The organism is Streptomyces sp. NPDC002156 (assembly GCF_053593675.1).
In genome coordinates, this window is the sequence record NZ_JBSFDA010000005.1 from 26345 (window position 1) to 50349 (window position 24005).

Below are 24005 nucleotides of genomic sequence, written 5' to 3' on the forward strand. Positions count from 1 at the left end.
ACTCGGGCAGGTCGCCGCGGCAACGATCCGGGGAAGCCGAACCTTGTCGAATTCCTGAACCGGCTACCGGGTTACTGCGCCGCGTGCGCGGGCTGGCGCGAGATCTGGTGTCCGCGCTGCTGTGGCTTCGACGGGTGCGCGGGTTGCGCGTACACGTTTCGCGTTCGGTGTCCGACGTGCGCGGGGGGAGACGCGGAGCCGATCCGATGGTGAGGTTCTGCCGCGCCGCGACAGGTTCGAGACCCCTTGGACAGATCACCGCGAGGTCCAGCCACATCGGGACGTTGAGCGTGCGGGCCGTGGCCCCGTAGAGGACGTCCCAGCAAAAATTCGGGTGCTGGAGCCTGGCCCCCGTCCCTACCCTCGGCCCATGCGCCCCGAATCCGCCGCCCTCCTGAACGTCATCGACGTGGAAGCCACCTGCTGGGACGGGCAGCCGCCGCCCGGTTCCGTGAACGAGATCATCGAGATCGGGCTCACCGTCGTGGACGTGACGGCACGGCGCCGGGTGTCCCGGCACCGGGTTCTGGTCCGGCCCGTCCGGTCGAGGGTGAGCGGCTTCTGCACCGAGCTGACCGGCCTGACACAGGCCGAGGTGGACCGGGGCGTCAGCTTCGCCGAAGCGTGCCGGGTCCTCGTCGAGGAGTACGGGGCCGGGGAGCGCCCCTGGGCGAGCTGGGGCGAGTACGACCGCAGGCAGTTCGCCCGGCAGAGCCAGGCCGACGGGGTGGCCTACCCGTTCGGTTATCCGACGGAACGCACCCACACCAACGCCAAGGCCGTATTCACCGAGGCCTACGGACTACGCAGGAAACCCGGCATGAGCCAGGCCCTCCAGATCGCCGGACTGCCGCTGGAGGGACGCCATCACCGGGGTGAGGACGACGCGTGGAACATCGCCGCGCTCGTTCTTGATCTGGTGGGGCGCGGGGCGTGGCCGGTCACGGACGCGGTCGTCTAGTGGCTCGTCTCGATTGGTCGGTTGGGTAATTGATCCGTCGTCTCTGAAGCCCACCCAGCCGATCCCACTTCTTCAGGCGGTACCGCCTGTGCGGGGCAGGCGCGGCCGGCCCCGGCGTCGGTCGGATGCGGTACTGGGCGACCGCGGCTACGACCACGACACGTACCGTCGGCTGGTGTGGGATCTCGGCGTGAAGCCGCTGATCGCCCGCCGCGGCACCGAACATGGCTCGGGTCTGGGCACCCAACGCTGGGTCGTGGAGCGCGCGTTCGCCCACCTGCACCGGTTCCGCCGCCTGCGGGTCCGCTGGGGGATACGCGACGACATCCACGAAGCCTTCCTCGCTGTGGGATGCGCACTCACCCGCTAATTCTTCTGCAGGGCGCGGGTGACACCCGCGACGACGGCGGTCGTCAGCACCCACCCCGAGGCGATCAGCACGTAGGCCAGCCATTGAGGGCCGCCGTCCGTCCAGTACCAGGCGGTGCGCTGGCCCAGGCCACCAATGGGGATCAAGAGGTCGAGCGTGTAGACAAGGGGCTGGAACGGAGCGCCTTCGCCCGGCTTCACGGGCGTGGGCCCGTGCGCGTCGAAGACCAGGGTGCCCAACAGGGTCAGCGCGAGGAGCCAGACGCCGGCCAGCCAGGGGCGGTAGCCGTAGCCAACGGTCGCGTCGAGCAGGTGGCCCCAGGCACGCGCGGGCCAGGACAGGGCGCGGCGCCGGTGCCGCTGTTTTGCCAGGAGGACCCGGCGGGCGTCGTCGTCGTGGCCGATCGTCCGGTACCAACTCGCCAACTGCTCGTACGGTTGCGGGCCATAGCCCGGACTGCGCCGAATCCACGCCACACGGCGGTCCGCGGAGTCCCTCCGCTCACCGGACTCCACCTCCTTGATGGAGCCATAGACGAAGCCCTCCAGCTCCACCACGTCCGGCCAGCTCTGCGCGCTGTCGTAGAGGTAGGACACCTGCGCGCCACGCAGATCCACCGCGCCCGACGGCGGCCGGGCGAGGGTGAGGTCGACATCGACGGCCTGCATGAGCCTGCAGACCAGGGCCGGGCCGTCACCGTCGGGTGGCCCGTTCAGGACGCCTCCTTCGAAGCCCATGCGGTCCAAGACCTGGGTACGCCGCAACTGCACGGTCCCGTTCGCGGTGAATCCGTCGGAGAAGTCGAGTCGTGAGACCACGGCGTTGTTCAGGGCGAGCGCCACTCCGCGCGGTCCAGGGTCTTCCAGGCGTGAGCCCCGCATGTACAGACCGCGCGGCAGCTGCGCTCCCACCAGCCGGACCTCTCCTCGCGCGACGAAACCGCGGTTGCAGTAGACGCCCCCTTCCATGACCAGACCACCGGCGGCCATGGCCAATCCTCCGGGCGCGCTGATGCGGGCTCCGTTCAGGAGCATGCCGCCGGCCACCCGGGCGTCACTGAGCGACAGGGCGGTGCTGACGTTGTTGAAGGGAGAGGAAGCGAGGCTTTCCACGACGGAGCGCCGTAGGTCGAGGTTGCCCTCGATACGGGCCGAGTCGGCCTCGACGCCCGGCACCCTGCAGTCCGTCATGACGACCGTCCGAGTCGACGCTCCGAGCAGGTCCACCGCCTCCTCGAACCAGCACTCCTCGATCCAGAGGGCGTGCTCGATCTGCGCACCGGCCAGACTCAGGTGCCCCGATATCCGCGCCCCGGCGAGCCTGAGGCATGCGACGGCGCCGGGCTGCGCGGCGTTCGCGCCCAGCAGGAGCGCCACGATCACGGCGCCCCGGACCGTGCGCTCGGCACCCCACTGCCCGCCTCCGGCGACTCGGTCGTCCTCAGGCCTCCCGGTGTGCAGGTCCACGCGGCGCCCCTCGGGGAACGCGTCCCACAGCGCACGCTCGGGCGGCGTCAACTCGGCGTATGAGATCACGCGGGCAGCGTAGTGACCTTCCTTCTCGCTCCCCTTGCCTCACCGCGCGAACCGGAGGAGGTCCATTTCTGCTAGGAGATCCAAGTCTGCTGGCGCCGTGCAAGGGCCGAATACTCCGCAGCGGTGTGAGCCCTCCCTACCGCACCGGGTACCGCTGTTCGGGCAGGAGGTCCACGCCGAACCGCTCGTGCAAGGCCGCCATGTCCCGGCAATCCTCGTCATCGAGTTCGTATCCGGTGTGGCACCGCACCTGCCCCTGCGCGGTCAGGCACCGCACCGGCTCACGCTGAAGGGTCCCGGTCCCACCGAACCAGGCAGCCTCGTAGACCCACACCTCGCCGTTCTCCATCGTGTAGTCGCCGTTGCCCTCGCCGTCGAACACGACGGGATGGACATCGACGCTCCTTCCCTCCTGATCACGCAGGACGAAACACGACGAAAGACGACCCTCCGCAACGGCGAAGCCCACGCACCGCAGAGCCTGGACTGCGGCCTCAGCCTGGTCGACCCGGACAATCAGATCGACATCCTTGTGCGGACGTGTCTGCTCGCCGAGAAGGGCATCAACTCCCCAGCCACCGTCCCCGAGCCACACCTCCACACCCTGTGTCTCCAGAGCCCTGATCACAGCCAGCGCGTTGGCAGCATCCATCATCACCACGCCAGTATCGCCATGGAGCCGGAGGACGCCGGGGGATTTACCTGGTCAACGCTCTGGACAATCCACTAGGGAGTCTTCCGGCGCGGCCGACAGCCCCGTCAAGGCCAGGTCCGGTCGAGGCCGCCGAACCGTACGGCGTACGCGGCGGGTCCGCCCTTCTCGACGGCCCGGAGGATCGCACTGCGATGTGTGTCGAGCCGCTCCACCATTTCCAGGCTGCGGAGTTGCTGGTTGTCGAGGTAGAAGAGCACGGCGGAGCGCTCGAGGACAGGTTGGATCTCCAGGTCCCGTGTCTTGATACGGCCGTCCTTCGACAGCGGAACCCATGACCGGTCGAGTCCGTACGAGATCCACTCCTCGTCGGGAATGTCCTGCGCGTCCGACGGGAAGACGTCGACGATGCGGTGCACCGCCCAGCCACGCTGCCTCAGTTCCTCCGCGACGCGGCGTCCCAGGTTCCGGTCGAGGAAGAACTCAGGCGGCAAGGCGCACCACTGCGTGGCAGAGCGAATCCACTTGCTCGGGCGTCATCTCGTACTCGTATGCGATGTCCTCGACGCTCTCACCGGCCTCCCAGAGGTCTGTGACGGCCTTGACGGTGACGCGGTTCGCGGCGATGACGGGCAGGCCGTGTCCGAACCGCGGGTCGATGACGACAGGAACCGATTCCCCGTACTGCTTCAGCCGCAGGCTCGCCGGGTAGTCGTCCTCGCCTTCCCAAGTCAGGTAACGGAGGTAGCCGGCCACCACCTCGTGGATGGGGGCCTGGCCGTCGCGGGCACGCCTCAGATCTCCGAAACCGTGCTCGACGAAGATGTCCACCCCGTCCGTCGCGATGCGCTTCGAGACCAGACCGTAGGGGGTGTCGAATGCCTTCCGTACGGCCGCGGCGGCCTCCCGGATCTCACTCATCCGCAGGCCGAGCGAGCGCAGGGAACGTAGTACGTGGGCCTCCGCCACGGCGATGAAAGGGACCGAGGGCTGCCCGTTGCGGACCGGCTCGACGCGGTGGACGAGCGGCGCGCCGGCCGCTGTTCCCTTGAGCCAGCTGGTCAGCGTCGACAGTGGGACCTCCAGGTGGGAGGCCGTCTCCGTGGGCGTCAGAAGCCCGTCATTGAATCGGTCAACCATGATCCTCCTCCCGTTGATCCGAGGTTCAGCATGCTTGCACACCCGAATCGTCGGCTGTGCGCCATGACGGTTCACCTCCGTGACGCGCCGTGCCCTGGTACCGGTCCCCCAAGCCATCAAGCCGCCTCCACCACCCTGCAATCCCTGCACGCCGAAGGCCCCGCCGCCCGGAACGCCCGTTCGCAGCCGTCGCAGGTCTGCCAAGGGAGGGTGGGCGGCAAGGATGTGACCGCTGGCCGGGCGCTCGGCGGTGCCGGGAGCGGAGTTTCGCGCAGGCGGAACGCCAGTATGCGTGCCGGGCGGGCCCGGAAGTGGGCGGGGAGGCCGGTGGTGAGCGCCCCGGTGGTCTCCTCGGGCCGGAGACCCTGCGCGAGCCACTCACCAACCGCCGGGGCCAACTCGGCGACCTCGCTGCGGGACAGGACCAGCCTGCGGTCGACGATACGGAGCGAGGCGAGGATGACGACGGCCTGCGGGTCGGCTTCGTCGAGGTCGAGCGGGTGAGGTGCCGCTGCTGCCTCCGCAGCCGCCTCGGCTGCTTCAGCCGCAGGTGCATCCGGTGGCGTGCCGCTGCTCTCGGCGGGCGCGGACTGCTGCGGCGGCGGAGGGGGTGGAAGGGGCGGCCTCTCACCTGCGGCACGCGGTACGTCGTAGAAGAACGTCTGCGTACGTACCTTGCCGTTCGGCCCCCGCACCCGCCGCCGTTCCGGATACCCCGCCGCCTCCAACTCCCGTAGTGCACGCGAGATCAGGATCTCGCCCTCGTCGAAGTGGGCGCAGAGGGCGGTGATGCTGACGCGGGCGCCGTCGGGGACGGAGAGGATGTAGGCCGCGACGCCGATCGTGACCGCGCTGCCGCGCCGCTGGGCGAGGGCGTTGGAGATCACCGTGAAGTCGGCGGTGAGGCGGGTGCGTACGTGAATCACACCGTAGGTCGGTGTGTTCAGCGCGTTCGGTGCACCGGCGTTGGCGCACGAGGGCGCGTTAGACTGCGTGTCAGCCATTGGGAAGGTGATCTCTTCCTGAGCGGTCAGGCCCTCGTTCAGGATTGCCGTCCTGGCGGGGGCCGTCGTCTTTGTGAGGTTGTTTCCGGGAACGTAACTCTCCGCACCCACTCGCCGCAACCGAGTCACTCCTGAGGGTGAACGTGTGAACGGGCGGTAGGAGGAGGGGGGTGGTTCTTTACCCCAAGTCCTATAGGGGGGTTGGGCTGTTGTCGTCCGAATCCCGGCTGACAAGGACCCGGCTAGCCCATCGCGGGAGCATGGCGGACCAGCCAGGCCGTCAGCTCGGTGCGCATGTCGTCCGCGTTGTCGTCCTCCCACATCCGCCAGGGAAGTTCGTCTCCCAGTAGGTCGTACTCCCAGTGGGCAGCCGCCTCCGCCAAGTGCCGGTCGGCCACCGGGTGATCGAGTGTCTCCCAGACCGTGAGCCAGGGGCTGATGGTGCCCGAGGCCTCGGCGCACAGTCCGAGGAGTTCGTGCACGGGGACGACGGGGGCCGGATCGGTGAGGCTGTGCGCCCACCAGGCGTGCAGGAACTCCTCCACCGCCGTGCTCTGGCGCACGGGCCACCGGTGCCAGTCGCCCTGCGAGAAGGAACGTCCGACCTCGTCGATGAGGTACGGCTCCACGAGGCCGGCTGTCAGCGCTCTGGCGAACTGGGGCAGGATGCGGCGCAGTACCGCGCCGTAGTCCTTCCAGTCGAAGGCATGCCAGGTGCGGTGCAGCAGGTCCGGGTCGAGTTCCACGTCCGGGATCTTCAGCAGCGCGAGCTCTTCCGCACTGCCCCAGTGGCAGTCGCACTGAACCTCGTCGGGGGACTCCAGGAGGCTTCCGCCGACCGAAGACTGCGACTCTAGTCGTTGTGGGTCAGGGCGTTGGTGACCGCGCATAGTGGTGGGCAAGTTTGGTGGCGAGGTCGCGGAGGTGAGCCCTGGCTTCGGTGGGGCCGTGCACAGTGATGGCGTTCCCGAACGGCAGTAGTGCTCGCACGTCCTCCAGATGCAGGAAGCGGATCGTCACCTTGCGGCCGGTGGCGGATTCTTCCTGGTCGTCCGGGACGAGTCGTTGGCCGAAGATCCGTTGCGCTCGCTCGATCTGGGTCTGGTCGATGGTGGCGCTGACCTCTATCGCGTGGTTGTGCTCCCACTGGTCAATGAGCGCTGCGGCGACGGTGGCCAGGGTCTGGCTCTCGCGGATCCGTCGTGGCTGGTCGACTTCTTTGCACGTCGTGATCCGTTCGAGTCGGTACATCCGTGGCACTCGGGCACAGTCGGCGACGAGGTACCAGATGCCGGCCTTGGCGAACAGCCCGTAGGGATCCACGACCAGGTCGCGTGGGCGTGACTCGCGTGGGCTGTCGTACTCGATCCGTAGCCGGCGACCTCGCCGCACCGCGCCGATCAGCGAAGCCGGAGTCGTGCCGGAAGCTCGTGCCTGACGCCAGGGACGGCTGTCCACGTGCACGACGTCGGTGAGCGGCAGGAGCTCATGAACTCGACGTGGCTGTGCAGCGGCGATCTTGGAGAGCGCGCGCCGGCTTTCGGCCGATGCGTCGAACTCCGCACGTTGCTTCTCGTCCAGCCCGGTGAGCGACAGATGATCACGCTCGCCCGGTGTGAGTCGCGTGAGGTCGAGCCCGGACCCGGGCAGCATGGTCACGCCTCCGAGGCGGCCCCGGTGTGCGGTCACCGGCAGACCGGCGTCGCGGAGCCAGTTCAGGTCTCGGGTGATGGTTCGAAGCGACACCCCGAGCGCTGAGGCAAGTTCCTGTGTGGTCACGGCATCCCTCGATTCGAGGAGCAGCATCAGGCTGAAGAAGCGATCCGGGGTCACACACCAATTTTTCCAGGAATTGCGACACGATGCGGCGCATATCCCGGTCAGGCTGGTGGATGCGTACCTACCACCTGCGAGCCTGTGAGAAGGAACAACCATGACCAGATCCGTCGTGTCCATCGTCTACGTGAACGACGCTCCCGCCGCAGCCCGTTTCTACGGCGACCTCCTCGGCATGAGTCCCTCGTTCGAGACTTCGGGATACATCACCTTCGACCTCGGGCCGGGCGCTGACCTCGCTGTGTGGTCCGGCCAGTTCGAGGATCTGTCACCGGACGTCCCGCGCACCGGTGAGGTGTGCCTGGCCATCGGCGGTGGATCCGACGAGGTCAACGCGACCTTTGAGCAGTGGAATTCCAAGGGGGTCACGATCCTGCGCGAGCCTCATGACATGGGGTTCGGGCTGACCTTCCTCGCAGCCGATCCTGACGGGAACCGTATCCGCGTCGCACCGCGGGGCTGAAAGGCCGCAATGCGGCAGGCGCGCACGACAGGTGTCGCGCCTGCCGTCATCGCCGGCGGCTACACGGTGATGCAGGATTGGACGAACTTGTGAGTATCGGTTCTGTGATCGACCGGCGAACTGTCAGCCGACACCTGACCCGGCTCGGCCTCGGCGAACGCCGCTTCATCGACCCAGGGCTGCTCGCGTTCCCCACTCGGTTGCACGGTGAACGGAGGGCCGGATTCGCCCGTCAGTTGAGGGTTCGGACCGCTCCTCCGCGTCGAGGGCGCCTACGGCGTCGTGTATCCGCTCCGACCGCCGGTACGGCGTGGCATTGCCGCTCTACCGTTCGGCGGTGCCGTCCGCACCGTCAATCTCGTAGATCCGCCCTTGGAGCTGTTCACCGGCCCAGTCCAGCCCGACGCCCAGGTCGAACCAGTGCCGATCCTTGCGGGCTTCGGGCGATGAGAGATTCACCGCCGCCCAGGAGAACACCCCCAGGAGGATGGAACGCCCGTGTTGCGTTGTGCGCACCGACAACGCGAACGGCGCGGCGAGTGCCGCCCGGGTGACCAACATGAGCTGTTCGTCCTCAGAACGCCGCCGCCCGCCCGTGAGAAACCGGGGCGTTTCGAGGATCTTGACCCACTCGACCATCGCGTCTGCCACCTGGGCGCGCAAGGACTCCTCGATGCCCTTCCGGACGGCGGTCGCGGGTTCATCGCCGAGCCAGCCAAGCCAGTGATCAGGGTCGGTGAGCTTGCCGAAGTCGTCCTGTGGCACCCCGTGACGGGGATTCTCCTGGTACTCACCTGTAAGTTTCCCGCTGCTGTCCACCACCCACGCGCCGCGGATCGCTTCGGGAGGCACGTAGCCGTTCGGGTCGTCGATATACGTCGGGTCGATCTCGGCGACGCTGCCACCGGGATTCTCGGCAGCCGCAGCCAGCAGCGCCGAGTCGTTCGGTATGCCCTTACGTCGGCTTCGCGAGCCAAAAAGCCCCACGTTGCCACCCCCCCACCGTTGCCCGCCCAGTTGACCGTGATTGTGCCGCACCGGTCAGCACCGTATGAGGGGGGTGTGCGGGACGGCGACAGGTGGGTGCGGGTGGGTGGGGAATCTCAGCGAGCAGGTCCCTACCGCCAGCCCCTCAGCGACATCAACGGCCCGCCACCGCCCAGATAACTACGAAGCGCCCCCGCACTCGACCGCACGAACTCCCCCGGCAACGCGTCCACTTCGGTCCAGCGGACCTCCGCGTGCTTCTCGGGTTCTCGGTTCTCCGGTTCGCCCGTCCAGGTGTGGGTGGCGAAGACGACCGTGAGGTAGCCGTTCGGGGCCTCGACGCCCTGGGCGCCGTGGACGACGTGGGCGACCGACAGGGACTCCGGGTTCACCCGCAGGCCCGTCTCCTCGTACAGCTCGCGTACTGCCGTCTCGGTGATGGGCTCGCCGGGTTCGCTCTTGCCGATGGGGAGGTCCCACATGCCCTGGCCGAACTTGGCGTTCGGGCCGCGCCGGAGGAGGACGACCCGGCCCGCCGCCCGGTCGTGGACGATGACCGCCGCAACGAGCACCGTCATCGAACCGAGGGCAGGCTTCAGGGTGTTGAGGGTTGCGGGGTCGTTGTTCGTCATGGTGCGGCGGAGTCTAGGGCCGCCCACTGACATCGCCTTCCGAGAGCCGCCCACCCCGCCCTCACGCCCGCCGCGACATCGGCCGTTCCACCACCACGTACGACGCCAGAGCCGCCACCCCCGTCGCCGCCAGGCCCGCCGGGAGCAGGTGGTCGTCGGTCACGCCCAGGTCGGAGAGGAGGCGGATGACGGGGTAGTGCCACAGGTACATCCCGTAGCTCAGGTTGCGGCCCACCCAGGCCAGCGCCGCGAGCGACAGCAGGCGGGAGGGCCAGGACTCCGGGACCAGGTCCAATGCCGCCACCACCGTCGCCGCCAGGACTGCGGCGACCATGAAACCGGCCGTGTACCAGACCGGGTTCCACGCGCTCGCCTCGGCGATCGGGATCTGCCAGGCGATCAGGCCCAGCAGGGCCAGCGCCGGCCAGCACAGGCGGTTCGCCCACCGGCGGAGCAGTGCGAGTCGGGGGTCGTCGGCTTGCAGGCGGGCCAGGAGTACGGCCAGCAGCGCGCCGATCAGGAGTTGGTCGGCGCGGGTGTCCGGGCCGTTGTAGATGCGGTGCGCCGCCGTGGGGTCCCAGAGGGCGAGGCGCCACAGCAGCGGCAGTACGCACAGTGCCGCGACCCAGGCCAGCACCTTCCGTGCCGTGGTGTGCCGTAGGAGGAACAGGAGGAGCAGGGGCCATGCCAGGTAGAACTGCTCCTCCACTCCCAGGGACCAGGTGTGGCTGAGAGCTGAGGTGACGTCCGAGTACGGGCCCGGCTCTCCCGCCCGTACGAGGTTCACCACCGACACCGCCGCCAGCGCCGCCGCCGTCCACGCCCCGTCGAACAGCGGCAGCGGCAGTGCCAGGGAGAGGAGTGCCGTGACCGCGCACATCAGCAGCAGGGCCGGGCCGAGCCGCAGCCAGCGTCGGCGGTAGAACCTCCGCAGGCCGATACGGCCCGTACGGGCGTACTCGGCGATCAGCAGGCGTGTGATGACGAAGCCGCTGAGCGTGAAGAAGACGTCCACCGCCACCGAGCCGCCGGGCAGCGGGCCCGGCTCCACGTGGTACACGATCACCAGGACGACCGCGACCGTCCGCAGCCCGTCCAGCCCCGCCACCCGCCCACCACCGCGCAACGCCGACGGAAAGCCCCGCCCGCCACCGCCGGATCTGCGCCGCGGCTCGGCCGTACGTACGGCCGAGCTCTGCTTGGCGGCCTCGTCCGCCACTTCTGGCGCTTCTGCCTCTTCTACGGTGCTCGGGTCGGTGGGAGTGCTCATAACGACCGCGCCTGCCCAGCCCGGGCGGCGTCACACAAAGTCTTATGGTCCCCACAGCTTCGGCGCGGCTTTCCGGCCACCGCGCCTCCACCTGTCCTCCACCCTTCCTTCGCCCACGCTTCCCTCCGTCCGCTCAACCCCACGGGTCCCGCGCAGGTCTACTCTGTCGCCGCGGACAGCGGTCAAACGCGTGAGCGGAGACGAAAACAGGATGAACAGCCCTACGGGAGCACCTCGAAGAGTCGGCGGCGGCCGCACCAGGCAGCCGGGGCGGCCGGGGCAGCGTGGTGCGCGGATACATCGCACGCGTACGACCGTGCGTACCACCGGTGTGCCCACGAGGACCCCTGCCCCTGCCGACAGCCGTGGCGGCGGCCCCCTCCTCTCGGAGCCCGCCCGGCGCATCGCCGCCGGAAGCGTGCTGTTGCTCCTGGTCAGCGGTGTGATCACCGTGGGTGTGTGGTTCTGCATCACGTTCCAGACGGCCGTCACGCCGGTACTGCTCGCGCTGCTGCTGTCGGCCCTGCTCGGGCCGTTCTACCGGCGGCTGGTCGCGATGAAGTTCAACAAGTCCCTCGCCGCCGCGCTGACCTGCGCCGCTGTGATCCTCGTCATGGGCGGGGCCGCCTACATCGTGGTGAACGCCCTCGTCGACACCGGTGACCAGATCATCGACTCGGTGCGGGACGCTGCGAAGGACCTCAGCGAGCGCTTCGACGTGGTCGGCAACTCACTGGACGAACTCGCCGCGAACGCCAAGGACCTGCTGTCCAACTTCGGCGGCACCGCGGTCTCCGGGGTGCTGAGCGGCGTCAGCCTGATCACCGAGGTGATCGCCACCAGCACGCTCGCGATCCTGCTCCTCTTCTTCTTCCTCCGGGACTCCGACCGGGCCGTCGCCTCCATGCACACCCTCGCGCCCCGGGGCACCGGCCCGACCCTGGAGATCATGGCCCGCCGCGCCTTCCAGGCGATCGAGGGCTTCATGCTGGGGACGACGATCGTCGCGTTCATCGACGCCGTCTGCATCACCGTCGGTCTGCTGATCATCGGGGTGCCGGGCGCCGTCGGGCTCGGGGCGCTGGTGTTCATCGGCGCCTACATCCCCTACCTCGGTGCTCTTCTCTCGGGCGCGGTCGCGGTCCTCGTCGCCTTCGCGGACGGCGGGCTGACCACCGCGCTGTGGGTCCTCGGGGTGGTCGCCGTCGTCCAGGTCCTGGAGGGCAACGTGTTCCAGCCGATGATCCAGAGCCGTACGCTCCAGATGCACCCGGCGGTCATCCTCCTCGCCCTCACCGCAGGCGCCTCCCTCGCCGGCATCCTCGGCATGCTCCTCGCCGTACCGCTGACGGCGGCGGCCTTCGGGGTGCTCTCGGAACTTCGGGGGCGGTACGAGCAGGGGACCGGCACGCCTGCCGAGGCGCCGACCGGCTGACCTCTGGATGTCCTGACGTCCGGTGCCCTCACGCCGACTGGAGTGAGGGCGCCGCACCGTCCGACGACAACTCGTAGGCCGCCAGCAGGCGTTCGGTGTCGGCCAGCTGACGGAGCCAGCCGTCCCGTACGACGTCGATGCCTGTCTCGGGCTCCTGGAGGGACGCCAGATAGCGGGCGAGCGGGGCACCCTGCGGGCCCGCCTGTTCGTGCAGCGCGATCATCCTGGCCACCAGCTTGGTCTGTGTGCCGTAGACCGGGATCTGGGGGCCGCGCGGGGCGATGAGGCCGATGAAGTACAGCTTCTCGGCGGTCGCCGTGACGATGCCGCCCGCGTAGCGCACCGGCGCCCCGGCCGCCCAGGGGAACAACGCGTCGTCGAGGAACGGGAGCCGGACGTTGAAGCCGGTGGCCCACAGGACGGTGTCGTAGTCGCGGGCCGTGCCGTCGGCGAAGTGGACGGTCCTGCCGTCGAACCGCTCGATGCCGGGCCGGACGGTGATGCGGCCGTGGTGGATCCAGTACAGGAGCAGGTCGTTGACGACCGCGCGGCCCTCGGCGAGCGACGCTCCCTCGGGGGCGGGCATACCGGGGTACGCGTTCCACTCCCCGATCGACAGCCGGGCCATGAGCCGGTTGATCAGATCCTGTTCCTGCGGCGCGAAGTCGGCCAGGAACGGCACCTGTTGGCGGGGCACACCGAAGTACGTCTTGGGCTGGAACCATGATCCGCGCCGGATCACGATGTCGGCGTCCAGCCGGTGCTGGGCGAGATCCACGGCCAGATCGCAGCCGGAGTTGCCCGCGCCGACGACGAGGACCCGGTCCCCGTCGAGGTCGGAGACGTTCCGGTACGCGCCGGAGTGGATCGTCTTCCCGGTGAACTCGCCGGGGACGTCCGGGATCCTGGGGTCCCACAGATGGCCGTTGGCGACGAGTACGCCGTCGTAGATCCCGTCGTCCCCGGCGGAGGTCGTCACGCGCCAGCCGTACGACCCGGTCGGGGCGTCCGCCGAGCCGTCCGGTGCCTCGACGGGGACGACGCCCGTCACCGCCGTACCGAACCTGATGACGTCGTAGAGGCCGTGCTCGCGGGCGTACGACTCGATGTAGGCACGCACCTGGTCGCGGCGCGGGAAGTGCGGGTGGTCGGCGGGCATCGGGAAGTCCTCGAACGCCGTCGTGTCGCGCGAGGTGATGAGGTGCAGGGCGTCGTAGTCGGTGTGCCAGTGGCCGCCGACCCGGTCGGTCTTCTCGAAGCAGTCGACGTCGTGGCCGAGTCGGCGCAGCTGCTGGAGGGCGGAGACGCCTGCGGCGCCGGCGCCGATGACGCAGTAGCGGGGCATGGGGATTCCCTTCCGGCGGACCGAGGTGCTGCGGGATGGGCACAGTATTGGCAGTCCGACTGCTCTAGGTAAATGTGCAATTTATGGACATGTCCATAGGGTTTCCCTATGGCTGGCTTGGCCTCGGCTTTGCCAAAGGGTCAGCCTTGAGGAGCTCTCGGAATTCGAGGGTTTACCAAACGGCCCGGGCTCTTCATGCTCTCGGCAAGCGTTGAGGTGGTCGGCGGTCTCCCGTCGCGAAATCGGCATGCCTTTTTGGGAAATCCTGTTCAGGTCACAGCTGGATGACGAAATATAGACGAAATAAAGCTGACCTATCGGATTGCATTCCAAGTCATTACGATCCCCTCAAATTTCCCCTCCCTGCGGTGCTGAGGAGTGCAATGCGCAGATCGGCAAGGATTTTCGCTACGGTCGCGGTGACCGGACTCGCGGTGAGTGCCTGTGGTGGCAATGCCTCGGGCGGATCGGACGGCGGCTCGTCGAGCGGGGACACGCTTGTCATCGGTGTGGACCTGCCGCTTCAGGGGGCGTCGAAGGACGCGTCCGAGTCGACGGTCAACGCGATGCAGCTCTACCTGGACCAGACCGGCAGCAAGGCCGGCAAGTACAAGGTGAAGCTCAAGGTCTACGACGACTCGACCGCCGCCAAGGGCGCCTGGGACGACGCGACCTGTGCCAAGAACGCGCAGGACCACGTGGGCAACACTGCGGAGGTCGCGGTCATGGGCACCTACAACTCCGGCTGCGCCAAGATCATCGCCCCGGTGCTGAACCAGGACCCGAGCGGACCCATGCTGATGGTGTCGCACGCGAACACCAACCCCGGTCTGACAAAGGCCTGGGACCCGGGCGAGCCCGAGAAGTATTTCCCGTCCGGCAAGCGCAATTACGCCCGGGTCATCGCGACCGACGACTACCAGGGCGCGGCGGGGGCCCAGTTCGCGGCCAAGGATCTCGGTGTCAAGAAGTGCTACGTCCTCAATGACAACCAGACCTACGGCCAGGGCGTCGGGAAGGCATTCGAGGAAGCGGCGAAGAAGCAGGGAATAGATGTCCTGGGCAACCAGGCGTGGGACGCCAAACAGCCCAACTACACGGGGTTGTTCACCAGCATCAAGGCGTCGAACCCGGACTGCGTCTACCTCGCCGGTGTCTTCGACAACAACGGCGGCCAGCTCGTCAAGGACAAGGTCAAGGTCCTCGGTGACAATTCCAAGGTGAAGCTCCTCGCCCCCGACGGCTTCAGCGGCTACCCGGAATTCGACGGGCTGGCACAGGCCCAGGGCGCCTACATCACGTTCGCCGGCCTGACCGCCTCGACGCTGCGCGAGGAGGGCGGCCCGGGTGCGGACCTGCTCGATGCCTACAAGAAGAAGTACGGCGCCGACCCGGCGACCAGCTACGCGCTGTACGCCGTGGAGGCGCTGCAGGTGATCCTGCAGGCGATCGAGAAGTCCGACGGCACCCGCAAGTCCGTCAACGAGCAGGTCTTCTCGGGCAGCGGGATCAGCATCCCGGCCGCCGAGTCGATCGTGGGCAAGAAGCTGGACATCGACACCGAGACGGGTGACGTGAGTGTCCTCGACATGTCGGTGCTGCAGGTCGTGAACAAGGAGGAGAAGTTCCTGAAGCCGTGGCCGCTCAGCTGAGTTGAGGCCCGGGGCGGGCGTCGTCCGACGAAGGTGGCGCCCGCCCGGGACCGGCTTTCCGGTCCCCTTCTCCGCTTCTCCGCCGCTCCCTTGTTTCCCCGACCCGTTCCCCGACCCTCGCGAGGCCTTCATGGCAGCAACTGTCACCAGTACCGTGGTGCCGGCCGCGATCGACCGCAAGGCGGTCATCCAGCGCATCGCCACCCAGGTCATTCTCCTGGGCGTCGTCGTCTGGCTCGGCGCCAACCTGATCAACTCACCGTCGCAGTTCTTCTCGGCGGGCATGGTCGGGCTCAACCTCGGCATGCTCTACGCGCTCATCGCGCTCGGCTACACCCTTGTCTACGGCATCATCGAGCTGATCAACTTCGCCCATGGCGACCTGTTCATGCTGGGCGCCCTCTTCAGCGGCTTCCTGCTGACCACCGTCATGGGCCAGGACCACGCGGGTGTGCTCGGCATCGTGCTCCTGCTCGTCACGGTCGTCGCCACCATGATCTTCTGCGGCGGTATCAACGTGACGCTCGAATTCGTCGCCTACCGCCGCCTGCGCCGGGCCCCCAAGCTCGCCCCGCTGATCACCGCGGTCGGGATGAGCTTCATCCTGCAGTTCGTCGGTCTGAAGTGGAACGGCTCGACGCCCAAGCAGTGGCCGAGCGTGCTCCCCGAGGGATCCTTCGGGATCGGTGACTTCCAGGTCGACTACAGCCTGCTGGCGGTCGTCGCGGTGACCGTTCCGGTCCTGCTGCTGCTGCGCTGGGTCATCACCAGCACCAGACAGGGCAAGGCGATGCGGGCCGTCGCCCAGGACCAGGACGCCGCCCGGCTGATGGGCGTCAACGTGAACCGGACCATCTCCTTCACCTTCCTGATCGGCGGGGCCCTGGCCGGTACCGCGGGGGTGATCTACCAGCAGGTCGTGGGGACCACGGCGTACAGCCTGGGCTACCAGCTGGGGCTCATCGCCTTCGTCTCCGCGGTCCTGGGCGGTATCGGCAACATCACCGGCGCCGTGCTGGGCGGCCTCCTCATCGGCCTCATCCAGGGCTTCAACGACGGCCTGCCCTACGGCTTCGGGCAGAAATGGTCGCAGAGCGTCGTCTTCGCCATCCTCATCCTGCTGATGGTCTTCAAGCCCGAAGGCCTGCTCGGCCGACCGACCACGGAGAAGGTGTAGCCATGGTGTCCGACGCTCCCGGCAGGGCCCGGCGGATGCCTGGCCTGGCCATACCCCACCGCATGCGCTGGCCGCTCGGCTACACCGCGGCAGCGGTCCTGGTGTTCCTGGCCTACTACTACATGATCCCCGGCCTGAGCCCCGACGCCCAGACGTTCTTCCGGAACTGGCTGCCGCTCACCTCGATCAACGAGGCGATCGTCTGGATGATCTGCGCGCTCGGCCTGAACATCGTGGTCGGCTACGCCGGCCTGCTGGACCTGGGCTTCGTCGCCTTCTGGGCACTGGGCGGCTACACCGCGGGCTGGCTGATGTCCGGCTTCTTCTACCAGGTCGACTTCCACTTCCTCGGCGGGGCGCTGGAGTCCCTGCCCGGTATCCACATCAGCTTCTGGCTGGTGCTCGTCATCGGAGCGGTCTTCTGCGCGGTGTGGGGCGTGATCATCGGCGCGCCCACACTGCGTCTGAAGAGCGACTATCTCGCCCTGGTGACGCTCGGCGCCGGCGAGATCATCCCGCAGGTCTTCACCAACGGCGACGACATCGGCGGCTTCAACCTGACCAACGGCACCAAGGGCATCACCCCGGTCGACCCCATCGGAATCGGCTCCGCCCGCCTGGGCCCGTTCGACCTGGTGTGGAAGTACCTCGTCTTCGTGCTGATCGCCGCCGTGGTGGTCTTCATCTCGCTGCGGCTGCGCGAGGGCCGGCTGGGCCGGGCCTGGCTGGCCATCCGCGAGGACGAACTCGCCGCGAGCATGATGGGCGTCCCGCTCATGCGCACCAAGCTCTCGGCCTACGCCGTCGGCGCGGTCGCCGGAGGCCTGGCAGGCGTCGCCTTCGCCACGCACGTCGGAGGTGTCCTGCCGGACCGCTTCAACTTCTCCATCTCCATCACCCTGCTGGCGATGGTCGTGCTCGGCGGGATGGGCAACGTCTGGGGTGTCATGCTCGGCGCCCTGGTCCTGGCCTGGGTCAACTCCACCGGCCTGCCGCAGTTCGGCACGTCCTTCAACGAACAGTTCGGCACGAACGTCAACTTCCCGTCGTACAACTACCTGCTGTTCGGCGGCATCCTCGTGCTGATGATGCTGTTCCGCCGCGAGGGCATCCTGCCCGAATCACGCACCCGCCTGGTGCTGCACGAACCCAGCCGCACCGATATGGAGTCGCTGCACGCCGACATGGAAGCGCCCGCACCCGAACTGGACGAGGACGTGTCACTCAGGACCGCCGTCGCCGACGGATCAGGGGAGAAGGCATGACGACCGCACCGGACACCGGCACCCGGCTCAGACTGCACGCCGACCACATCACCGTCCAGTTCGGCGGACTGGTCGCCGTCAACGACGTGTCCTTCACCATCCCCGAGCAGTCGGTGGTCAGCCTGATCGGGCCCAACGGCGCCGGCAAGACGACGTTCTTCAACGTCCTCACCGGCCTGTACCGGGCGACCAGCGGACGCGTCGTCCTGGGCGACAAGGACATCACCAACCTCGTCCCGCACCGGATCGCCGCCCTGGGCATGGCCCGTACGTTCCAGAACATCCGTCTCTTCGGCCTGATGACGGCCGAGGAGAACGTCAAGGTCGCCATGCACTCCAAGCTGCGCTCGGGCCCCTTCCACACGATCGTCCGCACCCGCCGACAGCGCCGCGAGGAGGCCGAAGCCCAGGAAAAGGCCCGGGAGTTGCTGGAGTTCGTCGGCATCGGCAAGGTGGCGGGCGAGTACGCGCGCAACCTCTCCTACGGCGACCAGCGCCGCCTGGAGGTCGCGCGGGCCCTCGCCCTCGACCCGAGCATCCTGCTCCTGGACGAGCCGACGGCCGGCATGAACCCGCAGGAGTCCGGCAGGTTCACCGAGTTCGTCCACCGGGTGCGGGACGAGAAGGACCTCTCGGTCCTGCTCATCGAGCACGACATGAGCGTCGTCATGCAGGTCTCCGACCGGATCACCGTGCTCGACAGAGGAGAGAAGATCGCCGAGGGCGGCCCGGACGACATCCGCTCCGACACCCGCGTCATCGAGGCCTACCTCGGCAAGTCCGGAAGGGACAAGACCACATGAGCGGCGCCAGCGGTGTGATCGAGACGCGCGAACCGATGCTCGAACTCGACGAGATCCACGTCTACTACGGCAACATCGCCGCGGTGAAGGGCCTGTCGCTGACCGTCTACCCCGGCGAGATCGTCACCCTGATCGGCTCCAACGGTGCGGGCAAGTCCACCACCCTGCGGGCGATCTCGGGCCTGCTGCCCGTCCGCGGCGGCACCATGACCTTCCAGGGCCGGAAGCTCAACGGAGTCGCCGATCACGAAGTCGTCAGACGCGGTATCGCCCACTCGCCCGAGGGCCGGCGCATCTTCCCCCGGATGACCGTCGACGAGAACCTCGACATGGGCGCCTTCCTGCGCAAGGACAAGGAAGGCATCGCCGAGGACCGGGAGACGGTCCTCGAACTCTTCCCCCGCCTCCGCGAACGCCTGAACCAGAAGGCGGGCACCATGTCCGGCGGCGAGCAGCAGATGCTCGCCGTCGGACGGGCCATGATGGCGAAGCCGCAGCTGCTCCTGCTCGACGAGCCCTCCATGGGTCTCGCCCCGGTGCTCGTCGACGTCATCTTCGAAACCATCGTCCGCATCCGCGAACAGGGCACCACCGTCCTGCTCGTGGAACAGAACGCGCTGGCCGCACTCGAAGTCGCCGACCGCGCCTACGTACTGGAATCCGGCTCCCTGAAACTCCACGGGCCCGCGGCCGAACTGGCCGAGGACGAGGAGATCGTGAAGGCGTACCTCGGCGGCTGACCCCGCGGGAACGGGGGCATGGGCGTGCCCGCCAATGCCCCCGACGGACCGCGCAGAGACCGAAGGACAGGAAGCAGGTCGGCTGGGACGACCGGTGCGAACATCGCGAGGGGGAAGCGCGTGCCGCGGATGACGCGAGGGCAGCGGCTCGGCGTGCTGATGGGAGCGGCCTCCGCCGTTCTGGTCGGGGTGTCCTTCGTGGCGAGCAGCATGATGGCGCACTACCCGTTCCTGGGCGGACAGGCGGTGCGCTACGCCCTCGGATTCCTGCTGCTGGCCGTGCTCTGCGCGCGGCGGGGATGGGCACCGGTCCGCCGCCTCACCCCACGGCTGTGGGTACGGCTCACGCTGGTGACGGCGGCGGGCCTGGTGGGGTTCAACGTGGCGGTGCTCTCCGCGGAGCGCACCGCCGAGCCCGCTGTGCCGGGCGTCGTCGTGGGCTGTACCCCGGTCGTGGTCGCGATCCTGGCGCCGTTGATGGAGGCGAGGCGCCCCTCGGGGCGGGTGGCCGGCGGAGCCCTGGTGGTGGTGGCCGGGGCGGCGGTGGTCCAGGGGTTCGGCCGGACCGACGCGGCAGGACTGCTCTGGTCACTGGCGGCGATGGGCGGGGAAGTGGTCATGGCCCTGTTCGTCGTGCCCGTGCTGCGGGTCCTGGGTCCGCTGCTGCTCACGACCTGCGCCTGCGCGATCGCCTCGGTGGAGGCGGCGGCACTGGGGCTGGCCGTGGACGGCCCGGCGTGGGTACGGATGCCGGACGGCGTGGAGGCGGCGGCACTGGCGTGGCAGGTCCTCGCGGTGACGGTGCTGGGCATCGTGCTGTGGTTCGGGGCCATCCACCGGATCGGGGCGGTGGGCATGGCACTGCTGTCCGGGCTGATCCCGGTCTCCGCCGCGCTGACGGCACCGGTCGTCGGCACGGGGACCTTCGGTGCGGGACAGCTGGCGGGCAGCCTCCTCGTCGCGGCCGGCGTGGCACTCGGCGCCTCCGCCGCGGCCACGGACCAGCCGGACGGGCGCCCGGTCACCGTGTCGCCGGTACCCCGCCGTGCGGCGGCGCGGGTCCCTGCCACGAGGAAGCGAGAGCAGATGCCGGACGACATGCCGGAAGAGATCCTGTTCCTGTCCCGCAGCCGGGTGGATCGTCTCTTCGACCCTGATACGGCGATCGAGTCCCAGCGCGCCGCGTTCGCCGCCCTGGGCGACGGGACCGCCGAAGCGCCGGAGAAGATCCTCTACTCCAGCCGCTTCGACGGCTCGATCGTCTTCTGCTACGCCTCCCGGCTGTCGGCGGACACCGGCGCGGTGAGCAAGTTCGGGAGCCTCAACCAGGGGAACTCCGCACGTGGACTGCCCAGCACCCACGCCTTGATCACCGCGCTCGACCCGGAAACCGGCCGGCCCGTCGCCGTGCTGGACGGAACGACCGTGACGACCCTGCGCACGGCCGCGGGCAGCGCCCTCGCCGTCGACCTGCTCGCCCGCCCGGACGCCACCCGGCTCGCCGTCATCGGCTCGGGCGTACAGGCCCGCGCACACGTACGTGCCATCGCCCGGGTGCGCGGACTGCGGGAGGTGCGGATCTGGAGCCCCACACCGCACAACCGGCTGGCCGCCGCGGCCGAACTCGCCGCCGAAATGGGGACCGAGGGCATCGACGTGCAGGCCACGGCCACCGCCGAGGAGGCGGTGGCGGGCGCGCACATCGTCGCCGTGTGCACCCTCAGTGAAACGCCCGTCGTCCTCGGTTCCTGGCTGCCGAAGGGCTGCACGGTCGTGAGCGTCGGGTCCGTCGAACCCACGCGCTGCGAGACCGACGCGGAGGTGCTGCGCCGGGCGAGCGCCGTCGTCGTCGACGACCCCGCCACCGCCGCCGGGCACTGCGGGCCGGTGGTGGCGGCGCTGCGGTCGGGAGAGATCGGACGGCAGGATCTCGTCGCCCTCGGCGATGTCGTCGTGGGCCGCGCGGCAGCCCGCACCGATCCCGACGACATCGTGTTCTACGGCAGCGTCGGCCTGGGCGTGCAGGATGCCGCGGCCGCCTGGGCGGTCATCCACCGGGCCCGCCAGGAGAACCACGAACATGCGGGAACCGTGAACTGAACCGGCGAACCGGCGACGTCCTCTATGGCGGAGTGCCGGGGCTTCCCTATGGCTGTGCCGGCGACTCCAGCCGCGCGAGGTGCTTGGTGGCCAGCTCGATCAGCACGCGCGTGGCGGGGGACACGTGGGCCTCGCGGCGCGTGATGAACGCGAACGTCTCGTGCAGCGGCGGGTCCAGTGAGACCGCGTGCAGGCGGTCCATGTATCCCAGGGCGTGGGCGAGGGGCAGGGAGCTGATGGTGTCACCGATGCTGCGGGCGGCGAGAGCGAGGGCCAGGGCCGGGGACTCGACCTCGACCACCGAGGTGAGGGAGACGCCCGCCTCCTGCGCCCGCTCCAGGAGCCGACGCCGGGTGGGGTCGGCGTTGCCCCAGCGCGCCTCGGGGAGGATGAGCGGTGCCTCGGACAGCCGCTCGGCCGTGGGCGGCGCGGTGACGCGCGACGGGTCGGTGCTGAGGTAGACGGCCTCGCAGGTCCACACGACGTTGCCCACGTCGAGGCCACGGTCGTCGACGGGCAGGGAGACGAGCCCCGCCTCCAGAGTGCCGTCGCGGACGGCGTCGGCGACCTCCGAGGAGTTCAGCCCGACGACCCGCACCCGTACCTGCGGATGGCAGGCGTGGAAATCGGCGATCAGGTCGCTCAGCAGCAGGTGCTGTGCGCTGCTGAAAGTGCCGAAGGTGACGGTGCCGCCGGTGAGCGTCCGCACTCCGCGCACCGATTCCGCCGCCTCCTTCGCGGCGGCCAGGGCGTGCTGGGCGCGGGGCAGCAGCAACTGGCCGGCCTCGGTCAGCACCAGCTTGCGGTTGGTGCGGACGAAGAGCGGGACGCCGAGCGAGTGTTCCAGGCGGCGGATCTGCTCGGACAGGCTCGGCTGGGCGATGTACATCGCCTCGGCCGCCGCGGAGAAGGAGCCGTGCTCCACGGCCGCGAGGAAGTAGGTCAACTGAGCCAGAGTCATGACGGGGGGCCTGCCAAAGGGTGAGGCTTGGGGATCTCTCGGACTTCGAGGGTTTACCAATCGCTCCGAGGCTCTTCATACTCTCCGCAAGTGCTGAGCCGGTCAACGGCCGAGCGCGCATCGCCGTCGTCGGACCTGAAGAACCCCCCAGGGACACCCGCCAGAGGAGGCAGCATTGAACGCGCTCCCCATCCCGTCCGCCGGTGCACGGCTGTCCGGCAGGACCGCCCTGATCACCGGGGCGGCCCGCGGCCAGGGCGCCTCGCACGCCGAACGGCTCGCCTCCGAGGGCGCCCGGGTCCTGGCCTGCGACGTCCTCGACGACGAGGGCAAGGCCACGGCCGCCCGCCTCCAGGAGGCCGGGCTCGACGTGGAGTACCTGCACCTCGACGTCACCTCGCCCGACGACTGGGCCCGGGCCGTCGACCGGGCCAGGACGGCGACCGGACGCCTGGACGTCCTCGTCAACAACGCCGGGATCATCCACGTCAACCCGCTCCTCGACGAACGTACCGAGGACTGGAACACCACCCTCGCGGTCAACACCACGGGCCCGCTGCTCGGGATCCAGGCCGCCGTACCCCTGATGCGCTCGGGCGGCGGCGGCTCGGTGATCAACGTCGCGTCGATCTTCGGCGTGGTCGGCGCCCCCGGCTACGTCGCCTACTGCGCCAGCAAGGGCGCCCTCGTCGCCCTCACCAAGACCGCCGCGCTGGAACTGGCCGTCGACGGCATCCGCGTCAACGCCATCTGCCCCGGCGGGGTCAGCACACCCATGAACGAGCACGAGAAGGAGGGCGGCGTGATCCCGCAGACCCCGCTGGGCCGCCGCGCCCATGTCCGGGAGATATCCGGGGCCGTCGCCTTCCTGGCCTCGGACGACTCCAGCTTCATCACGGGAACGGAGATGATCGTCGATGGCGGCTTCCTCGCCCACTGAGCCCATGCGTCCGACGGCCCTGGTGACGGGCGCCGCCAGTGGCATGGGCCGGGCCGTCGCGGAACGCTTCCTCGCCGAGGGCTGGACGGTCCTGGCCGTGGACCGCGACGCCGAGGCCCTCACCAAGGCGGCCGCCGAACTGGGCGCCGCCTTCCACCCCGTACCGGTGGACATCACCGATCGCGCGGCGGTCGCCGAGGCGCTCGGCTCCCCGGAGGACCTGCGCGCGGTCGTCAACGCGGCCGGCATCTACCCGGCCACCCTCCTCGCCGACTACGACGAGGCGACCTACCGCCGCATCTTCGACGTGAACGTCCTCGGCACCCTCAACGTCACCGCGGCAGCCGTCCCCGCGCTGCGTGCGGCCGGTGGCGGAACCGTCGTCAACTTCGCCTCGATCGACGCCTTCGCCGTCTCCCCGGGCCAGTTGCTCTACAGCGCCTCGAAGGCGGCCGTGGTCTCCCTGACCCGCTCCCTCGCCCAGGAACTCGCCCCCGACGGCATCACGGTCAACGCCGTCGCCCCCGGCTGGGTCGACACCCCGGGCACCCGGGCCGGAGGCCGCATGGAGGAGGCGGTCAAGTCCGTGCCGCTGGGGCGCGCGGCCCAGCCTGCGGAGATCGCCGACTGGGTGTGGAAGCTGTGCGACGGGAGCTATGTGACGGGGGAGACGCTGGTCATCGGCGGGGGGATCACGGTCCGCTGAGCCGCGCGGGGCCCGACGTAGGCTCGACGGC

The 24005-nt window shown here is 69.1% G+C and carries 23 protein-coding genes and 1 pseudogene; 12 read left to right on the forward strand and 12 right to left on the reverse strand.

Annotation, left to right across the window (positions count from 1 at the left end; all coding sequences use genetic code 11):
• Positions 1–370 precede the first annotated feature (370 nt).
• Positions 371–961, forward strand: coding sequence for an exonuclease domain-containing protein (locus tag ACWCRB_RS03980; RefSeq protein WP_450994497.1), 591 nt, complete (start codon positions 371–373; stop codon positions 959–961).
• A 52-nt stretch (positions 962–1013) separates the two neighbouring features.
• Positions 1014–1331: pseudogene (locus ACWCRB_RS03985) on the forward strand (transposase); the annotation flags it as partial.
• Here the strand turns inward: ACWCRB_RS03985 and ACWCRB_RS03990 are convergent.
• From ACWCRB_RS03990 to ACWCRB_RS04020, 7 genes are all read right to left on the reverse strand, one after another.
• Positions 1328–2866, reverse strand: coding sequence for an oxidoreductase (locus ACWCRB_RS03990; RefSeq protein ID WP_450994498.1), 1539 nt, complete (start codon positions 2864–2866; stop codon positions 1328–1330). The pseudogene ACWCRB_RS03985 and the gene ACWCRB_RS03990 sit on opposite strands and share 4 nt — an antisense overlap.
• 136 nt (positions 2867–3002) lie before the next feature.
• Positions 3003–3521, reverse strand: coding sequence for a nucleotidyltransferase domain-containing protein (locus ACWCRB_RS03995; protein WP_450994592.1), 519 nt, complete (start codon positions 3519–3521; stop codon positions 3003–3005).
• A gap of 104 nt (positions 3522–3625) precedes the next feature.
• The gene (locus ACWCRB_RS04000) at positions 3626–4012 is read right to left on the reverse strand and encodes a PIN-like domain-containing protein (protein WP_450994499.1); all 387 of its coding nucleotides are present in this window, start codon (positions 4010–4012) and stop codon (positions 3626–3628) included.
• Complete coding sequence (locus ACWCRB_RS04005; RefSeq protein WP_450994500.1) at positions 4002–4658, reverse strand: DUF433 domain-containing protein; 657 nt, start codon at positions 4656–4658, stop codon at positions 4002–4004. The genes ACWCRB_RS04000 and ACWCRB_RS04005 overlap by 11 nt, the downstream gene beginning before the upstream one ends.
• 116 nt (positions 4659–4774) lie before the next feature.
• On the reverse strand, positions 4775–5662 hold the full coding sequence (locus ACWCRB_RS04010) for a hypothetical protein (RefSeq protein WP_450994501.1): 888 nt from the start codon (positions 5660–5662) through the stop codon (positions 4775–4777).
• 242 nt (positions 5663–5904) lie between these two features.
• A complete protein-coding gene (locus ACWCRB_RS04015) occupies positions 5905–6408 on the reverse strand; it encodes a hypothetical protein (protein ID WP_450994502.1) in 504 nt (167 codons plus the stop codon).
• A gap of 121 nt (positions 6409–6529) precedes the next feature.
• A complete protein-coding gene (locus ACWCRB_RS04020; RefSeq protein WP_450994503.1) occupies positions 6530–7495 on the reverse strand; it encodes a helix-turn-helix transcriptional regulator in 966 nt (321 codons plus the stop codon).
• A gap of 100 nt (positions 7496–7595) precedes the next feature.
• Between ACWCRB_RS04020 and ACWCRB_RS04025 the strand changes: the two genes are divergently transcribed.
• On the forward strand, positions 7596–7961 hold the full coding sequence (locus tag ACWCRB_RS04025) for a VOC family protein (RefSeq protein WP_450994504.1): 366 nt from the start codon (positions 7596–7598) through the stop codon (positions 7959–7961).
• Positions 7962–8285: 324 nt separating this feature from the next.
• On the opposite strand, the gene ACWCRB_RS04030 is transcribed toward ACWCRB_RS04025, so the two are convergent.
• The 3 genes from ACWCRB_RS04030 to ACWCRB_RS04040 all read right to left on the reverse strand — a co-directional run bounded on the left by ACWCRB_RS04030 (position 8286) and on the right by ACWCRB_RS04040 (position 10850).
• The gene (locus tag ACWCRB_RS04030; protein ID WP_450994505.1) at positions 8286–8948 is read right to left on the reverse strand and encodes a hypothetical protein; all 663 of its coding nucleotides are present in this window, start codon (positions 8946–8948) and stop codon (positions 8286–8288) included.
• Between the two features lie 131 nt (positions 8949–9079).
• Positions 9080–9580 (reverse strand): NUDIX domain-containing protein, encoded by a 501-nt coding sequence (locus tag ACWCRB_RS04035; RefSeq protein ID WP_450994506.1) that lies wholly within the window; start codon positions 9578–9580, stop codon positions 9080–9082.
• A gap of 61 nt (positions 9581–9641) precedes the next feature.
• Entirely contained in the window at positions 9642–10850 is a 1209-nt protein-coding gene (locus ACWCRB_RS04040) for an acyltransferase family protein (protein WP_450994507.1), read from the reverse strand.
• Between the two features lie 211 nt (positions 10851–11061).
• Between ACWCRB_RS04040 and ACWCRB_RS04045 the strand changes: the two genes are divergently transcribed.
• The gene (locus tag ACWCRB_RS04045) at positions 11062–12285 is read left to right on the forward strand and encodes an AI-2E family transporter (RefSeq protein WP_450994508.1); all 1224 of its coding nucleotides are present in this window, start codon (positions 11062–11064) and stop codon (positions 12283–12285) included.
• 28 nt (positions 12286–12313) lie between these two features.
• Here ACWCRB_RS04045 and ACWCRB_RS04050 read toward each other — a convergent pair whose 3' ends face one another.
• The gene (locus ACWCRB_RS04050; RefSeq protein WP_450994509.1) at positions 12314–13630 is read right to left on the reverse strand and encodes a flavin-containing monooxygenase; all 1317 of its coding nucleotides are present in this window, start codon (positions 13628–13630) and stop codon (positions 12314–12316) included.
• Between the two features lie 383 nt (positions 13631–14013).
• Between ACWCRB_RS04050 and ACWCRB_RS04055 the strand changes: the two genes are divergently transcribed.
• From ACWCRB_RS04055 to ACWCRB_RS04080, 6 genes are all read left to right on the forward strand, one after another.
• Positions 14014–15282, forward strand: coding sequence for a branched-chain amino acid ABC transporter substrate-binding protein (locus tag ACWCRB_RS04055; RefSeq protein ID WP_450994510.1), 1269 nt, complete (start codon positions 14014–14016; stop codon positions 15280–15282).
• 130 nt (positions 15283–15412) lie between these two features.
• Positions 15413–16459 (forward strand): branched-chain amino acid ABC transporter permease, encoded by a 1047-nt coding sequence (locus ACWCRB_RS04060; RefSeq protein ID WP_450994511.1) that lies wholly within the window; start codon positions 15413–15415, stop codon positions 16457–16459.
• Positions 16460–16461: 2 nt separating this feature from the next.
• Positions 16462–17724 carry a branched-chain amino acid ABC transporter permease gene (locus ACWCRB_RS04065; protein WP_369036512.1) on the forward strand — a complete coding sequence of 421 codons (1263 nt, stop codon included), beginning with the start codon at positions 16462–16464 and terminating at the stop codon, positions 17722–17724.
• Positions 17721–18527 (forward strand): ABC transporter ATP-binding protein, encoded by an 807-nt coding sequence (locus tag ACWCRB_RS04070; RefSeq protein WP_450994512.1) that lies wholly within the window; start codon positions 17721–17723, stop codon positions 18525–18527. The genes ACWCRB_RS04065 and ACWCRB_RS04070 overlap by 4 nt, the downstream gene beginning before the upstream one ends.
• Positions 18524–19267, forward strand: coding sequence for an ABC transporter ATP-binding protein (locus ACWCRB_RS04075; protein WP_369036514.1), 744 nt, complete (start codon positions 18524–18526; stop codon positions 19265–19267). Before ACWCRB_RS04070 ends, ACWCRB_RS04075 begins: the two co-directional genes overlap by 4 nt.
• A 129-nt stretch (positions 19268–19396) precedes the next feature.
• Entirely contained in the window at positions 19397–21367 is a 1971-nt protein-coding gene (locus ACWCRB_RS04080) for an EamA family transporter (RefSeq protein WP_450994593.1), read from the forward strand.
• A 46-nt stretch (positions 21368–21413) separates the two neighbouring features.
• Here the strand turns inward: ACWCRB_RS04080 and ACWCRB_RS04085 are convergent, their stop codons facing one another.
• Positions 21414–22328 (reverse strand): LysR family transcriptional regulator, encoded by a 915-nt coding sequence (locus tag ACWCRB_RS04085; protein WP_450994513.1) that lies wholly within the window; start codon positions 22326–22328, stop codon positions 21414–21416.
• 175 nt (positions 22329–22503) lie between these two features.
• Between ACWCRB_RS04085 and ACWCRB_RS04090 the strand changes: the two genes are divergently transcribed.
• Both ACWCRB_RS04090 and ACWCRB_RS04095 read left to right on the forward strand, forming a co-directional pair.
• Positions 22504–23268: an SDR family NAD(P)-dependent oxidoreductase gene (locus tag ACWCRB_RS04090; RefSeq protein ID WP_450994514.1), complete on the forward strand. Its 765-nt coding sequence runs from the start codon at positions 22504–22506 to the stop codon at positions 23266–23268.
• A gap of 4 nt (positions 23269–23272) precedes the next feature.
• The gene (locus tag ACWCRB_RS04095) at positions 23273–23974 is read left to right on the forward strand and encodes an SDR family NAD(P)-dependent oxidoreductase (protein WP_450994515.1); all 702 of its coding nucleotides are present in this window, start codon (positions 23273–23275) and stop codon (positions 23972–23974) included.
• Positions 23975–24005 lie beyond the last annotated feature (31 nt).

Bases quoted from the DNA above. Each gene is read 5' to 3' on its own strand.
- ACWCRB_RS03980 (WP_450994497.1), top strand. From the start codon at position 371: ATGCGCCCCGAATCCGCCGCCCTCCTGAACGTCATCGACGTGGAAGCC.
- ACWCRB_RS03995 (WP_450994592.1), bottom strand. From the start codon at position 3,521: ATGATGGATGCTGCCAACGCGCTGGCTGTGATCAGGGCTCTGGAGACA.
- ACWCRB_RS04005 (WP_450994500.1), bottom strand. From the start codon at position 4,658: ATGGTTGACCGATTCAATGACGGGCTTCTGACGCCCACGGAGACGGCC.
- ACWCRB_RS04010 (WP_450994501.1), bottom strand. From the start codon at position 5,662: ATGGCTGACACGCAGTCTAACGCGCCCTCGTGCGCCAACGCCGGTGCA.
- ACWCRB_RS04025 (WP_450994504.1), top strand. From the start codon at position 7,596: ATGACCAGATCCGTCGTGTCCATCGTCTACGTGAACGACGCTCCCGCC.
- ACWCRB_RS04035 (WP_450994506.1), bottom strand. From the start codon at position 9,580: ATGACGAACAACGACCCCGCAACCCTCAACACCCTGAAGCCTGCCCTC.
- ACWCRB_RS04040 (WP_450994507.1), bottom strand. From the start codon at position 10,850: ATGAGCACTCCCACCGACCCGAGCACCGTAGAAGAGGCAGAAGCGCCA.
- ACWCRB_RS04045 (WP_450994508.1), top strand. From the start codon at position 11,062: ATGAACAGCCCTACGGGAGCACCTCGAAGAGTCGGCGGCGGCCGCACC.
- ACWCRB_RS04050 (WP_450994509.1), bottom strand. From the start codon at position 13,630: ATGCCCCGCTACTGCGTCATCGGCGCCGGCGCCGCAGGCGTCTCCGCC.
- ACWCRB_RS04055 (WP_450994510.1), top strand. From the start codon at position 14,014: ATGCGCAGATCGGCAAGGATTTTCGCTACGGTCGCGGTGACCGGACTC.
- ACWCRB_RS04060 (WP_450994511.1), top strand. From the start codon at position 15,413: ATGGCAGCAACTGTCACCAGTACCGTGGTGCCGGCCGCGATCGACCGC.
- ACWCRB_RS04065 (WP_369036512.1), top strand. From the start codon at position 16,462: ATGGTGTCCGACGCTCCCGGCAGGGCCCGGCGGATGCCTGGCCTGGCC.
- ACWCRB_RS04070 (WP_450994512.1), top strand. From the start codon at position 17,721: ATGACGACCGCACCGGACACCGGCACCCGGCTCAGACTGCACGCCGAC.
- ACWCRB_RS04075 (WP_369036514.1), top strand. From the start codon at position 18,524: ATGAGCGGCGCCAGCGGTGTGATCGAGACGCGCGAACCGATGCTCGAA.
- ACWCRB_RS04080 (WP_450994593.1), top strand. From the start codon at position 19,397: ATGACGCGAGGGCAGCGGCTCGGCGTGCTGATGGGAGCGGCCTCCGCC.
- ACWCRB_RS04085 (WP_450994513.1), bottom strand. From the start codon at position 22,328: ATGACTCTGGCTCAGTTGACCTACTTCCTCGCGGCCGTGGAGCACGGC.
- ACWCRB_RS04095 (WP_450994515.1), top strand. From the start codon at position 23,273: ATGCGTCCGACGGCCCTGGTGACGGGCGCCGCCAGTGGCATGGGCCGG.